We start from the raw sequence: 13,313 nt of genomic DNA on the forward strand, positions 1-13,313 counted from the left end.
GAGTAAACCCTTTTCATCGGCTGTCGGCGGACTAAGAATCGACCGGTACAAAGCAGCGGCGGGCCGCAGGTGTGTCGCTTACACTTCAACGCCGTCGGAGCGCGAACGCGCCCGCCGCGAGTATGGCCGCGACAGCGACCGGAACGCCGAGTCCGGGGATCGGTTCGCCGCCGGCAGTCGAGTCGTCGCCGTCGTCGTCGTTCGAGTTACTGGCTTCGCCGGGGTCGTACACCCGTTGTTCCTCGTCGAGGGTCGTCAGATTCGCCTCGAGTTCTGCGTAGGCGTCCGGATAGACGTTCTGGACGATCTCTTCGATCGCGAAGACGACCCGAGGGGCGGGTTGGCTCATCGCGTTGTCGTCGACGGCCATCACGTTACCCTCGGCGTAGGCTGTCGTGTTCTCCACTCCCGAAGTGAACGGATACTCGCCCTCCGAACCGGTGGGGTGTATGATCCAGTCGGGGTCCTCCTCGACGATCTGCTCGGAATCGATTTCTCCCCACGACCGCTCGAGACCGACTCGCTCGGCGATGTTCTCGACGCCGGCGGTCGTGAGCACTTCGTGCTGGAAGGAGTTCGTCCCGGTGGTAGAGCCTTTGCGCATGTCGTAGAACGCGAGCGGTCGATTCTCGGAATCGTCGGCCGTCGCGTTCTCGAGCAGGTCGATGCGCTCGTCCATCCACTCGACCGTCTGAGTCGCGCCGTCGCACTCGCCGACCAGTTCGCCGGTGGTGAGGACGTTCTCCTCGACGTCCTCGATCGAGTTGCCTTCGCCGAAGACGTAGACGTCGAGTCCGGCCTCGCGAAGCTGTTCGACGTCGCCGTCTTGGGTGGTATTGGCCGCGAGAACGACGTCCGGGTCGAGCGCGACGACCTGTTCGACGAGCACGTCGTAGCCATCGGTGACCGCCTGCCTGTCGCCCATCTCGAGGTCGGCGGTCGCTGGATTCTCGGGCATTCCGGTCAGTCGATCCTCGGCGCCGATTTCGAACATCGTCTGCGCGTCGCTCGGCTGGAGCGCGACGACGGACTCGGGCGCTCGCTCGAGCGAGATCGTTTCGCCCGTCGCGTCAGTAAATTCTCCCGGGAACTCACACTGCGCGTCCGCCGCGCTGGTCGCCCCCAACCGCTCGCTTGCGTCGGCTTCGGCGGATACACCGGCCGCGGCCAGCGGAGCGAACGCCGACGTGATGAGCGTAATGGTCAATAATACTGCCAGTTTCCGTTGCATTCGGCTGTGTATCCACGGTACTTCAACAAATATTTGGCTACTCCAACCGTGGTTGGTGTCGATGAAGCGATCGGTCCGAACCGTATCCTGGTCGGCCGGCTTGGGCTGTCTCCTCGTCGCGGTCGTCGTCGTCAGCGCGGGACTCGGATCGGTCTGGATCGAACCGCAGATCGTCGCGAAGGCGATTCTCAACGCGATAGTCGTCCCCGCGGGCGTCGAGATCGAACGCGCCGCCGTGCCGCTGATCGGCGGAACGATTCCGTTCCCCGACCCGACGTACGCGAGCATCTTTTCGTTCGACGTCGCGACGACGGACCAGGTCATCGTCGAAACGCTGCGTCTACCCCGGATCGCGCTGGCTGCGACGGTCGGGTTCGCGCTGGCGGCCGCCGGAACCGTGATGCAGGGATTCTTCCGGAACCCACTTGCCGACCCGTCGATAATCGGCGTCTCGTCGGGGGCGGCCGCGGGCGCGGTCGCGGCGATCGCGTTTCCCGCGTTGATTCCCTTCGGCGGCCTGCACTTCGCCGCGTTCGTCGGCGCGCTCGGAACCGCCTTTCTGGTCTACGCGATCGCGACCGACGGCGGGCGGACCCCCGTCGCGACACTGTTGCTGGCGGGGGTCGCCGTGCAGGCGTTTCTCGGCGCGGCCATCTCCTACATGCTCGTCTACAGCGGCGACGACCTGCGGGAAGCGACCGTCTGGATGATGGGACACCTCCAGAACAGTTCCTGGGGCGACGTCGGGTTCGCGCTGCCGGTCACGCTCGTCGGCGTCCTCGTCCTCGGCGGGTTCACTCGAGAGATGAACGTCCTCCTGCTGGGCGAAGAGGACGCACAGCATCTCGGCGTCAACGTCGAGCGAACGAAGTTACTCTTGCTCGCGCTCGCGAGCATCGTCACGGCGGCGGGAGTCGCGGTCGCGGGCGTCATCGGCTTCGTCGGGTTGGTCGTCCCACACATCATGCGACTGCTCGTCGGTCCCGATCACCGAATATTGCTCCCGACGAGTACGCTCGCCGGCGGTTCCTTCCTCGTCGCTACGGATACGATCGCGCGACTGGACTCGGTGTCGCTGCCGCTCGGAATCGAGTTCGGGATGCCCGTCGTCCCCGTCGGCATCGTCACCGCGGCGCTTGGCGCGCCGTTTTTCCTGTTCTTGCTCACCCGACGCGAGGTGCATTCGGTATGATCGAGAGTGAAAACGCCGATTCCGGTCCGATCACCGTCGAAAGCGTCGGTCTCTCGTTCGGCGACGTGAACGTCCTCGAGAGCGTCTCGATTGCTGTCGAACCGGGCGAATTCGTCGGACTCGTCGGGCCGAACGGGGCCGGCAAGACGACGTTATTGCGTGCGATAAGCGGCGCGCTCGAGCCCGATACCGGACGGGTCACGATCGACGGCGTCGATATCCACGACGCCTCGTCCCGGGCCTCGAGTCGGCTCGTCTCGGTCGTCCCGCAGGATACGAACCTCTCGTTTTCGTTCCCCGTTCGAGACGTCGTCGAGATGGGGCGGTATCCCCACCGGTCGCGGTTCTCGCCGCCGACACAGGCGGATCGGGACGCGATCGATCGAGCCCTCGAGCGGACCCGAACCGAGGCGCTCGCGGATCGGCCGATCGACGAGATCAGCGGCGGACAGCGCCAGCGGGTCGTCCTCGCCAGAGCCGTCGCGCAGGAAACGCCCGCGCTCTTGCTCGACGAACCGACGGGGAGTCTCGACGTCAATCACCAGATCGAGACGCTCGAGTTGGTCAGAGAGTTGGTTGATAGCGGGCGGGCGGTCTGTGCGGCCATCCACGACCTGGATCTGGCGGCGCGGTACTGTGACCGGCTGGTGATGCTCGCCGACGGCGGCGTTCGCCGAACGGGGCTGCCTGCGGACGTGCTCTCCGCGGACACGCTCTCGAACGTGTTCGATACGAACGCGGCCGTCACCGAGAATCCGGTTACCGGAACCGAGACGGTCACGGCCCTCCCCGATGCCGAGATTTCCGCCCGTGACGACGACCGCGAAGCGGCCGGTTCTGACTCGATGGCTCCCGCTTCGATACCCGAGCGCGTCCACGTCCTCGGCTCCGGATCGGCGGCGACGGGCGCGCTCGCGCGATTGCACAACGCGGGCGTTCGAACCTCTCTCGGCCCGGTTCCGAGCGGGGACATCGCCGCGGAAACGGCGCGCCGGCTCGAGATAGACCGAATCGAAGCGCCGCCGTTCGATTCGATCTCAGAGCGTGATATCGCGGCGTTCGAAGCGGCTGTGACCGCCAGCGACGCGGTGGTACTCGCAGACGTCACGGTGAGTTCGGGGAATCAGCTCCTTCTCGAGAACCTATCGGCCGGAACGCCGCTCGTCGTCGTCGAGACGCGGCCGTTCGAGGAGCGACACTTCGCCGGCGACGAGGCGAGGCGACTGTATGAGGCGTGTCGGTCGCGCGCACGCGAGATGGGTAGTACGGGTGTGATCGAGGGGTCAACGGGCATACTCGAGGCTCCGGCGGGCGTCCTCAAGGCCGTTTCGTGGGCGGTCGCGAAACACGACGAGTCGATCGACTGCGAGCAGAAAGATACGGGGTCAGCAGATTCGACGACCGGAACGGCCCGGACGAACTGAACGGTTTTTTACCCGTCGGCCACCCAGTGACCGACAATGACCGAGGACGAGTACGACTACGAAGCGCTCGGACTCGTCGCCGGACTCGAGATCCACCAGCAACTCGATACGGCGACGAAGCTGTTCTGTGAGTGCCCGACGGCGATTCGCGAACCCGAAGACGCAACGCGTCAGTTCACCCGCTACCTCCATCCGACGCGCAGCGAACTCGGCGAACTCGACGACGCCGCCGTCGAGGAGAGCATGGTCGAGCGCGAGTTCACGTACCTCGCCTACGACTCGACGTGTCTCGTCGAAGCCGACGACGAGCCGCCGCATCGACTGGACGAAGAAGCCCTCGAGACCACGCTCGAGGTCGCCCAGCTGATGGACATGAACCCGGTCGATCAGGCCCACGTCATGCGAAAGATCGTCGTCGACGGCTCGAACACGTCGGGCTTCCAGCGCTCGACGCTGATCGCGACCGGCGGGGAGATCGAGACGAGCGACGGCGCGGTCGGCATCGAGGATCTCCTGCTCGAGGAAGAGAGCGCCCAGCGCGTCGAGGAGACGGACGACGGCGTCACCTACAGTCTCGATCGGCTCGGGATTCCGCTGGTCGAGATCGGCACCAGCCCGGACATTCGATCGCCGGAGCAGGCGCTCGAGGCGGCGGAGCGAATCGGGATGTTGCTGCGCTCGACGGGGAAAGTAAAGCGCGGGCTCGGAACGATTCGCCAGGACGTCAACGTCTCCATCGAGGACGGTGCGCGCGTCGAGATCAAGGGCGTCCAGAGCCTGGACGACATCGACGACATCGTCCGCAACGAGGTCCGACGCCAGGCGAAACTCGTCGAAATCGTGGCGGAACTCGACAATCGGGATGCCAGTGTTGGAGATCCACAGACCGTGACGGAGGTCTTCGAGGGAACGGACAGCGGCGTGATCGGCGGCGCGCTTTCATCCGGCGGCTCGGTAACTGCCGTTCCGCTGTACGGGTTCGACGGACTCGTCGGGCGCGAAATCGCTCCCGATCGCCGGCTCGGAACCGAGTTCTCGGATCACGCCAAACGCCACGGGGCGGGCGGCATCTTCCACACCGACGAACTTCCGGCCTACGGCGTGACCGAGGCGGAGGTCGAGTCGCTTCGGGACGCGGTCGGTGCCGGAGAGAACGACGCCGTCGCCATCGTCGCCGCCGAGACAACCGTCGCGGAATCGGCCATCGATGCCGTCGCGGACCGCGCGCGGACCGCACTCGAGGGCGTCCCAGAGGAAACCCGCGGGGCGAACGACGACGGGACGACACGGTACCTCCGTCCGCTGCCCGGTGCCGCCCGGATGTACCCCGAAACCGACGTTCCGCCGGTCGAACCCGATCCGAGCGACGTGCCAGAACCGGAGCTCCTGACCGAGAAGGTCCAACGCTACCAGGAGGAGTACGACCTCGGCGAGGGGCTGGCCGAGCAGGTCGCCTACGGAACGTACATGCCCTTCTTCGAGGCCGTGGTCGACGATGGTATCGATCCGACGCTGGCGGCGACGACCCTCGAGTCGACGCTGACCGAACTCAGACGCGACGACGTGCCGGTCGATCAGTTGACCGAAGATCACCTCGAGGGCGTACTCGAGATGGCCGAGAGCGGGGAGCTACCGAACGAGGGGATTCCGGATCTGCTCTCGGTGCTCGCGAAAGAGCCTGACCAGTCGCCGGCGGCCGCCGCGGAGGACGCGGGACTCGGCTCCGCCGGCGAGGACGAGGTTCGGGAAACGATCGTCGAAGTCGTCGAGCGAAACGAAGGGCAGGTCGAAGAAGAGGGTATGCAGGCCTTCTCCGGATTGATGGGCGAGTGTATGGGCGCGCTCCGTGGGAAAGCAGATGGGGACCTCGTGAGCGAACTGCTCCGCGAAGAGATTCAAAAGCGAGCCTGAGGAGGGTCGGTGCCCAGCAGTAGTTGTCAGTGCAGTTTCTCTGTACAGAGTGTTAGTCCAAACTCCAATACGGAGAGTCAGTTGTAGAGAGAGATAGGGGTGGGGAGGTAGGTGTGGAGGGGTAGGGGTGGGGAGGTAGGTGTGCAGAGGTAGGTTATTTATAAATGTGTAGACATAACCGCCACATATGGACAAGCGATATTCGTGGGTACTCGGAATTGTCCTGGGCGTGTTGTTTGGCTATCTGTTTGGTGTACGATCTGGGGGATTGGTGATTGGTAGCTGTATCACACTCATGTGGTCGATAGCTGGCTATGGGATCTTCGCGTATCCGCAATATCGAACGAGATGGTCCGCCCCGGATGGATACTCCAGGTTTTGGTACAGCCTTTCCGGATTAGGTGCAGTTCCGGTAATGATATTCGCGCCGTTTAGTCCACTCATCCCTTACGATCCCTCCGTCGTCCTCCTTTTAGGTAGCATCTGGGCTGGAGGAGTGTTCGCTGGAGTCGCCCTCGTACGAGAATCGCCCGTCGCAGAGAAATCACGCTAAAACAACTGCTATCGATCCGAGCGGTCGTCCGATCCCTGCAGGTCGGGCCGCTCGGTCGCCCGTCGAAGCAATCCGAGTAACGTGTTGACTTCTCCTTCCGTCGGGTCCGCCCTGCCGTACACGCGGCGGATCATCCGCATCGTCTTCTCGCGTTTCTCCTCGGGGTGGTTGAGTTCGGCGAGCAGGTCTCCCCACTGATCGTAGAGTCGCTCGAGCAGCGGTTCCGGGGCGCGAACGCGCGTTTTGTCTGGGAGTTGCGTGTCGCCGTCTGCGAGCGCGAGCGAGCGGAGTTCGTAGAGCGTGATCGTCGCCGCCTGTCCGAGGTTGAGCGCGGGATACTCGGCGCTCGCGGGGATCGAACAGATCTCGTCGATTCGGCTCAGCTCCTCGTTCATGAGGCCGACGCGTTCGCGACCGAAAACGAGGACGGTCGGGGCGTCGACGGTCGGTAATCGCTCGGCGAGTTCCGCGGGCGTCGAGTACGGGAACCGAACGTGGTGTTCGTCGTCCTCGTTCGTGACGGCCGTACACCCGATGGTGTGGTAGTTCTCCACGAGGTCGTCGAACGAGAGTTCGGTCGCGTCGGGTAAGACGTCGTCTCGAGCGTGTCCAGCGAACCCGTAGGCTTCGCCGTCCGGATCGAGTTCCGGCGGATCGACCAACAGTAAGTCCTCGAAGCCGAAGTTCTTCATCGCTCGAGCGATGGTGCCCACGTTCCCCGGTGTCTCAGCGTCGACGACGGCGACGGAAGGCGGATCCCGCGTGTCCATGTACTCGGCTATTCGTGGATAGGGAAAAGAAGTCTGTTCGGGGCGAGGCGATCGAAGTGGGGATAATCGAAGTGGACGAATGCTAGCGGACCTGTTACGACTAACTGTCGTCAACTATCCTCCCTAGACTAGTTTAGCTAGACTAGCCTAGGTGAACTAGTCTAGTGAACACTACTAGAACGTACGGTGTGCAATTCAGTGGAACCGTACAACGTATCGGGATGAGTTGGCGGAAGACACTGTTCTACGGATGAGACTACTCTCAGGATAGGATTACTCTCCAGATATTGGCCCGTCTCGCCTTTGAGACGCCGGTTTGTGACCCATTCTGTTCTGCGTGATTGCTCTATGTGGCTGCTTTGTATGGCGACTTCGAGGGGGACACACACCTGCATCGCGTTTGTAACGGTGAATGTGTGTGGGGGTTCTGTTGTGCAACACACCTCTGTCGCGGATGTAAATATGTCTATAGAATGAGTTTAAATCGGCAAATCCGGGGATATCTGCTCCCCCTCCCCCACATTTGGCGTTACAAACGCGACGGGGGTGTGTGTCCCCTCATTGCACAGTTTCGAGTTCAGTTATCGGTCGAGTGGCCGTCTCACCCGCTCGAGCGGTGATTCTCTTGTTCATCGCTTCAGTTTGAAACCGGTTAGCATTGTCACGTCCTCACTACCCGCGGGTCGATCTCGAAACTATCCTGAATACTCACCTGCACTCACGCCCATTCACTCATCTGTGCTCGCACCCATTCACCCATGCATCAACACAGTTACACGCGCGACGCTGGTGTGGGGGGGGGGGTGTCGACGGGGACATCCCACAGCCACGGTACGGAGAGACATAGAAACGCGATAGTAGCAACTCTCCCGAGATGGCCTAATTACCCATCTCTGGCCTCTAACGAAGGGTTACATATAACATTTACACACGCGAGGTAACCCTATGGGTTTATCTTATCCCAATTAGTATTCCCGCAGTATTGGAATGTCCTCCAACGATGACCGGGACCCGCTCTTTCGCTACGACGATCCGATCTTCGCCGACGAGCGTTTGCTCGAGATCACGCATCTTCCGGGACCCGACCGGATCGTCGGGCGAGACGAGCAGATGCAGCGGGTCGCCGACGCACTCAATCCGGCGGTGTTCGGGAGCGAGCCAAACCACCTGTTTATCTTCGGGAAGACGGGTACCGGGAAGTCGCTCATCTCGCGGTCGGTCACCCAGCGAGTGATTACGGAGGCCGAACGCGACGGCGTCACGGTCAAGTACGCCTTCATCGACTGCGGCGAGCAAAACACCGAAGCGTCGGTCGTCAAGACCATCGCTCAGATCATCAACGAACCCGACAACAGCGGTATCACGGTTCCAGATCGCGGGCTCGGAACCGGGGACTACTACAAGCGACTCTGGCAGACGATCGATCACTGCACCGACGTAACGATCGTTATCCTCGACGAAATCGACATGCTCGAGGACGACGAGATCCTTCGAAAACTATCCCGGGCCGGCGAAAACCGACGAATTTCGGACGCGGCGATCGGGATCGTCGGCATCTCGAACAAGATCGACTTTCCGGATCACCTCTCCGAGCGGGTCAAGTCGAGTCTCTCGCGAGACGAACTCGTCTTTTCGCCCTACGATGCGAACCAGCTGATCGAGATCCTCGAGAAACGCCAGGACGCTTTCCACGACAGCGTGCTCGAGGACGACGTGATTCCGCTGACCTCCGCGCTCGCGGCACAGGAACACGGCGACGCGCGAAAGGCGATCGACATTCTTCGAAACGCGGGGCGGCTCGCGAAGAAACAGAACGACGCGCGGGTCACCGCCGAAAACGTCCGGGAGGCGAAAGAAAAGACCGAAGCGGATCGGTTCAACGAACTGATCGAAGGGTCGCCCCAGCAGGCGAAAGCGATCCTGTACGCGCTGACGGTGTTGACCCAGAACAGCTCTCAGAAGGAGTTCCCGACGAAGATAATCTACAACCAGTACAAGGAACTGGCGCGACGGCTCGATTTCGACATCCTCTCCGAACGGCGCGTTCAGGAAATCCTGCAGGAACAGAACTTCCTCAACGTGATCCAGTCCGAGCGAACCGGCCGCGGCCGCGGTCGCGGCGCGCACGCGAAACACCGACTGCTCGAGAACCCGTCGATCGTCGAGAAGGTGCTCCTGCGTGATTCTCGGCTCGCACTACTCGATGAAAACGCGGATACCGAGACGTCCTCCGGGCGGTAAGTACTCCGAGCGATTCGTCCGGATCGAATCGGCCGGTACCGCGATACCTTTTTGTCTGCCGTCCTCACTGCAGGTATGAACAGCGTCGACGCCGCTGGAGTGGGTATCGGCGACGAGTACCCGGCTCGGATCATGGGCGTCCTGAACGTCAGCGAGGAATCGCCCTACGATCCGAGCGTGTACGACGATCCGGTCGAAGCGGCCGCCTACGTCGACGAGGCGTTGATCGACGAGGGAGCCGACATCGTCGATATCGGCCTCGAGTCGGCGAACAAACGGTTCGACGTCCTCACGGCCGAGGAAGAACTCGAGCGACTCCACGTCGCCCTCGAGACGATCGACAACGTCGCCGGCGACGCAGTGTTTTCGATCGAAACGCGGTACGCGACCGTCGCGGACGAGGCGCTCTCTCGAGGGTTCGACATGGTCAACGACATCTGCGGGTTCGCCGATCCGAAGATGCCGACCGTCTGTCGAGAGCACGACGCCGCCGTGGTCAAGATGGCCAGTCCGCCAGACTTACAGCGGCCGGGTGCCGTCGAGGAAACCGACTGGGCGAGTCGCCGATCCGCGGCGTGGGCGGACTCCGCAGACTACGTCGACATGATCTACGAGGCGCTCGAACGGAACGGACTCACGGACAAGACGATCGTCGATCCGGCGTTCGGCGGCTGGAGCGAGGCCAAGACGATCGAACACGATCTGGAGACGTTCCGCCGACTGTCAGAGTTTCGCGCGCTCGAGCGGCCGATGCTGATCTCGATCAACCGGAAGAACTTCCTCGGCGAGATCGCAGGTCGCGACACTGCGGATCGACTCCCGGCGAGTCTCGCGGCGACCGCGATGGCTATCGAGCGCGGCGCGGATATCGTTCGCACCCACGACGTGGCCGAAACCCGCGACGCCGCGCGGATCGGATCGGCGTTCGCCGATCGAGCAACTCGAGACGGTAGCGATCTATCGTCCGAGTCGGAGTGACGGATGACCCACGGCCGATAGACCAACGGATGATCCGCGGACGATAGACTACCACACGATCCACGGCTGACAGCCCGATGGACGGTCCTCAAGAGACAAACTCACATACGGGCCCACGGAACCGCGTCGATTCGGATTCTCCTCTCCGCGGATTATAGTTCGTGACGTTCAGGCGCTCTACGATATGAAAACGACGGTGTTTCCTCGAGATATGTCGACTCCAAGTCACCATGGCGGTAAGAGAAAGCTTATGCCGGAGGATTCGAAAGAGGGGAGTGGACGCCGGGCGGCCTCCCGGGTAGGGGTACTTAGGAGGCGACCCCCGGCCCACAACACGGAATTATTGTGGTCCTACGCTCCGAAGTGGCAACTGTACCCAGTGACGGCCGCGGTCCGAACCGATCACACTGGAAACGCTCGTCACTCAGTGCCCTATGGAATACAACGAATTCGAACCCATTTACGAGGCGATTCTGGCAGATTTCGGTTTCGACCGAACGGCCGACGAACGCGCACGGGAGACGCTCGCGGCGCTAACCGATCCGTTCGACCTCCAAAAAATCGGCGCGGTTCGCGACGCGACGGTCGCGATCGCGGGCGCGGGGCCGTCCCTCGAGTCGCGGGCGGCTCTCGAGCGCGCGCGAGCGTGCGACGTCGTATTCGGTGCATCGACTGCCGTCGACGTTCTCGAAGCGCACGATATCGCCGTCGACTGTATGGTGACCGATCTCGATAAGAACCCGGAGACGGTCGTTCGGTTGACCGAGCGCGGGACGCCGGTCGCCGTTCACGCACACGGGGACAATATTCCGGCGGTACGCGAGGTCGTTCCGCGGTGTCGACTCGAGTGCGTGCTACCGACGACTCAGGCCGAACCGTCCGGCCACGTTCGCAATTTTGGCGGCTTCACGGACGGGGATCGGGCGGCGTTTCTCGCCGATGCGCTCGGCGCTCGCAGGCTCGAGTTCGTCGGCTGGGATTTCGACGATCCGTCCGTCGACCCGATGAAAGCCGAAAAACTCCGTTGGGCGAGGGATCTTCTGGCGGTGCTCGAACAGCGACGAAACGAGCGGTTTTCCGTTCTCGACGGCCACCGGGAATCGATCGACGCGAGTGCAGTCGGTCTCGAGTGACGATACCGGTCGAAGTAGCGCGATAGTCCGCCGAAGTGTGCACGGACCGATCGCCGCTCAGAAGAGCGCGTCGATCTCTCCACCGGTATCCATCAGCGACGAGAACTGTTCCTGGCTCTGTGCCTGGACGTCCGCGGTGCGATTTTTCGCGTCGATCGCGACCTGCTGGAGCGTTTCGATCCGCGGGACCGACGTCACGCCGGTGAGCAACACGATCGAGCCGACCTCGCGTTCGCCGACGAGCGGGAAATCACCGCCACGGATCTCCATGCTACCGGTCTCCTCTTCGAGCCACGTGCGTCCGCGTTCGATTCCCTTCCGGTTGAGGTGGGCGGGCGGACCGGTCGCGACCGCGAGCCCGCGTTCGGCACTCGAGACGTCACAGGGCAGCGTCAGGCGGCCGAGGGCCGCCTTCCGAACCAGACTCGTCATCCGACTCGTCGCCGACAGTTCGTCGGGCGAATCCCCGTCTCGGAACTTGGAGATGAGTCCGTCGTTCGCGTTCTCGACGGTCTCTCGAGCGTAGCCGACGGTCGAGACGCCGCCACCCGAGAGCGTGTTGATGATCTCCGAGGAGTCGACGACGCTCTCGGCGACGTGGTCTCCTTCTTCGACCTCGCCCGCCGCGAAGAGGAGCCCGAACCGCTCTGCGATTTCTCGGTTTATCTCTCCGTAACCGGTGCGAACCGATTCGCCGGTCTGTCGCCAGGCGTCGTTGTCGAAGACGAGCAAGTTGTCGACCTCGCGGACGAACGTCCGGAACGACCGGGCGGCGTTGAGCGTGTAGATCCCGCCCTCGTCGGTCGCCGGCAGGATTCCCAGTCCGTACACGGGTTCGGAGTAAATCCGATTGAGGTGCTTCGCGAGGACGGGCGCGCCGCCCGAACCGGTGCCGCCACCCATCCCCGCGACGATCAGGAACGCGTCGATTTCGTGGACCGGAACTCGGTCGATAGCGCCCTGTATCTCATCGATATCCTCCTCGGTGACCGTCGCTCCGAGTTCGTTGTCCGCGCCGACGCCGTGGCCTTTGACCCGCGTCTGCCCGATGAGAACCCGATGCTCCGTCGGAATCTCCTCGAGCCCGTGTAGGTCCGCGGTCGCGGAGTTGACCGCGATCGCCGATTCGACGAAGTTCCCGTCGATCGTCCGCTCGTACGATAGGAACTCGTCGACAACTTTCCCGCCCGCCTGTCCGAAGCCGATGAGTGCGAGTTTCATAGCTTGCGATTGTGGCCGTTCTCCGCGATCGACCGGTGCGGTGCCTGCCCGGTCGGGTCGAGAACGGTTTCCACGCTCGAGAAATCCGGAATCTGGAGTATTGTTATGGGCCACATACGATCGATGAAAAGACAGTCAATCGATCAATACTCTCATCGATCCGTGAACGTACCGAGGTCGAACCGACCCCTCGCTCGGAGTATAAATCGCGATTGAATCGACGACGTGTAAGCCGGTCTTGTGAAAGAATTGATCCCTCTCCCGGAGATACAACGTCGTATTCGCGCGAAAGCAACCAGCAAACTTATACCTTGTCAAAAGTTACCATGGGATATGGTCGATCCGACAGACACTTCCCCGGTCGGTCGGCAGCTTCCCCCGAGCCAAGCCATCATCGAGGCCGTCGCGAACGCCGAGGGCGTCGATGTGATCGATTTGCGACCACCCGCCTACGAACCGCTATACTCCGTGGTCGATCCCGAAGCGCTCGATCTCCTGTTCGCCCACCCGAACGACGCAAGCAATTCCGAAACGCGTGTCTCGTTCGTCTACGAGGGATACGACATCGTCGTCTACGGCGACGGACAGGTCAGCGTTTCGGAGGCGACCTCCTCCAACGGGAGGGTAAATTCTCTCGGAAACTGATTTCGGTCGACGCG

The 13,313-nt window shown here is 62.5% G+C and carries 9 protein-coding genes and 1 pseudogene; 7 read left to right on the plus strand and 3 right to left on the minus strand.

Annotated features, from left to right (window positions below):
* Positions 1-85: 85 nt before the first annotated feature.
* Positions 86-1,231 carry a PGF-CTERM-anchored ABC transporter substrate-binding protein gene (locus BM348_RS07565; RefSeq protein WP_092903445.1) on the minus strand — a complete coding sequence of 382 codons (1,146 nt, stop codon included), beginning with the start codon at positions 1,229-1,231 and terminating at the stop codon, positions 86-88.
* Between the two features lie 61 nt (positions 1,232-1,292).
* Here BM348_RS07565 and btuC point away from each other — a divergent pair, with 61 nt between their 5' ends.
* From btuC to gatE, 3 genes are read left to right on the plus strand one after another with little or no spacing between them, the layout of a single operon-like run.
* Positions 1,293-2,423, plus strand: coding sequence for a vitamin B12 ABC transporter permease BtuC (btuC, locus tag BM348_RS07570; RefSeq protein ID WP_092903447.1), 1,131 nt, complete (start codon positions 1,293-1,295; stop codon positions 2,421-2,423).
* Positions 2,420-3,847: an ATP-binding cassette domain-containing protein gene (locus BM348_RS07575; protein WP_092903449.1), complete on the plus strand. Its 1,428-nt coding sequence runs from the start codon at positions 2,420-2,422 to the stop codon at positions 3,845-3,847. The genes btuC and BM348_RS07575 overlap by 4 nt, the downstream gene beginning before the upstream one ends.
* Before the next feature lie 36 nt (positions 3,848-3,883).
* On the plus strand, positions 3,884-5,758 hold the full coding sequence (gene gatE / locus BM348_RS07580) for a Glu-tRNA(Gln) amidotransferase subunit GatE (RefSeq protein ID WP_092903451.1): 1,875 nt from the start codon (positions 3,884-3,886) through the stop codon (positions 5,756-5,758).
* A gap of 561 nt (positions 5,759-6,319) precedes the next feature.
* Here the strand turns inward: gatE and BM348_RS07590 are convergent.
* Positions 6,320-7,081 (minus strand): RNA methyltransferase, encoded by a 762-nt coding sequence (locus tag BM348_RS07590; protein ID WP_092903455.1) that lies wholly within the window; start codon positions 7,079-7,081, stop codon positions 6,320-6,322.
* Between the two features lie 987 nt (positions 7,082-8,068).
* Here BM348_RS07590 and BM348_RS07595 point away from each other — a divergent pair.
* The 3 genes and pseudogenes from BM348_RS07595 to BM348_RS07605 all read left to right on the plus strand — a co-directional run bounded on the left by BM348_RS07595 (position 8,069) and on the right by BM348_RS07605 (position 11,433).
* Entirely contained in the window at positions 8,069-9,322 is a 1,254-nt protein-coding gene (locus BM348_RS07595) for a Cdc6/Cdc18 family protein (protein ID WP_092903457.1), read from the plus strand.
* Between the two features lie 75 nt (positions 9,323-9,397).
* Positions 9,398-10,285: pseudogene (folP, locus tag BM348_RS07600) on the plus strand (dihydropteroate synthase); the annotation flags it as partial.
* 449 nt (positions 10,286-10,734) lie between these two features.
* Complete coding sequence (locus BM348_RS07605) at positions 10,735-11,433, plus strand: 6-hydroxymethylpterin diphosphokinase MptE-like protein (protein ID WP_092903459.1); 699 nt, start codon at positions 10,735-10,737, stop codon at positions 11,431-11,433.
* A 57-nt stretch (positions 11,434-11,490) separates the two neighbouring features.
* Here BM348_RS07605 and BM348_RS07610 read toward each other — a convergent pair whose 3' ends face one another.
* Positions 11,491-12,768, minus strand: coding sequence for a tubulin/FtsZ family protein (locus tag BM348_RS07610; RefSeq protein ID WP_394328088.1), 1,278 nt, complete (start codon positions 12,766-12,768; stop codon positions 11,491-11,493).
* A 219-nt stretch (positions 12,769-12,987) separates the two neighbouring features.
* On the opposite strand from BM348_RS07610, the gene BM348_RS07615 reads away from it, so the two are divergent.
* Positions 12,988-13,299, plus strand: a complete 312-nt coding sequence (locus BM348_RS07615; RefSeq protein ID WP_092903463.1) for a HalOD1 output domain-containing protein — start codon at positions 12,988-12,990, stop codon at positions 13,297-13,299.
* The last annotated feature ends 14 nt before the right edge of the window (positions 13,300-13,313 follow it).

It is taken from the genome of Halostagnicola kamekurae (assembly GCF_900116205.1).
GTDB lineage: Archaea > Halobacteriota > Halobacteria > Halobacteriales > Natrialbaceae > Halostagnicola > Halostagnicola kamekurae.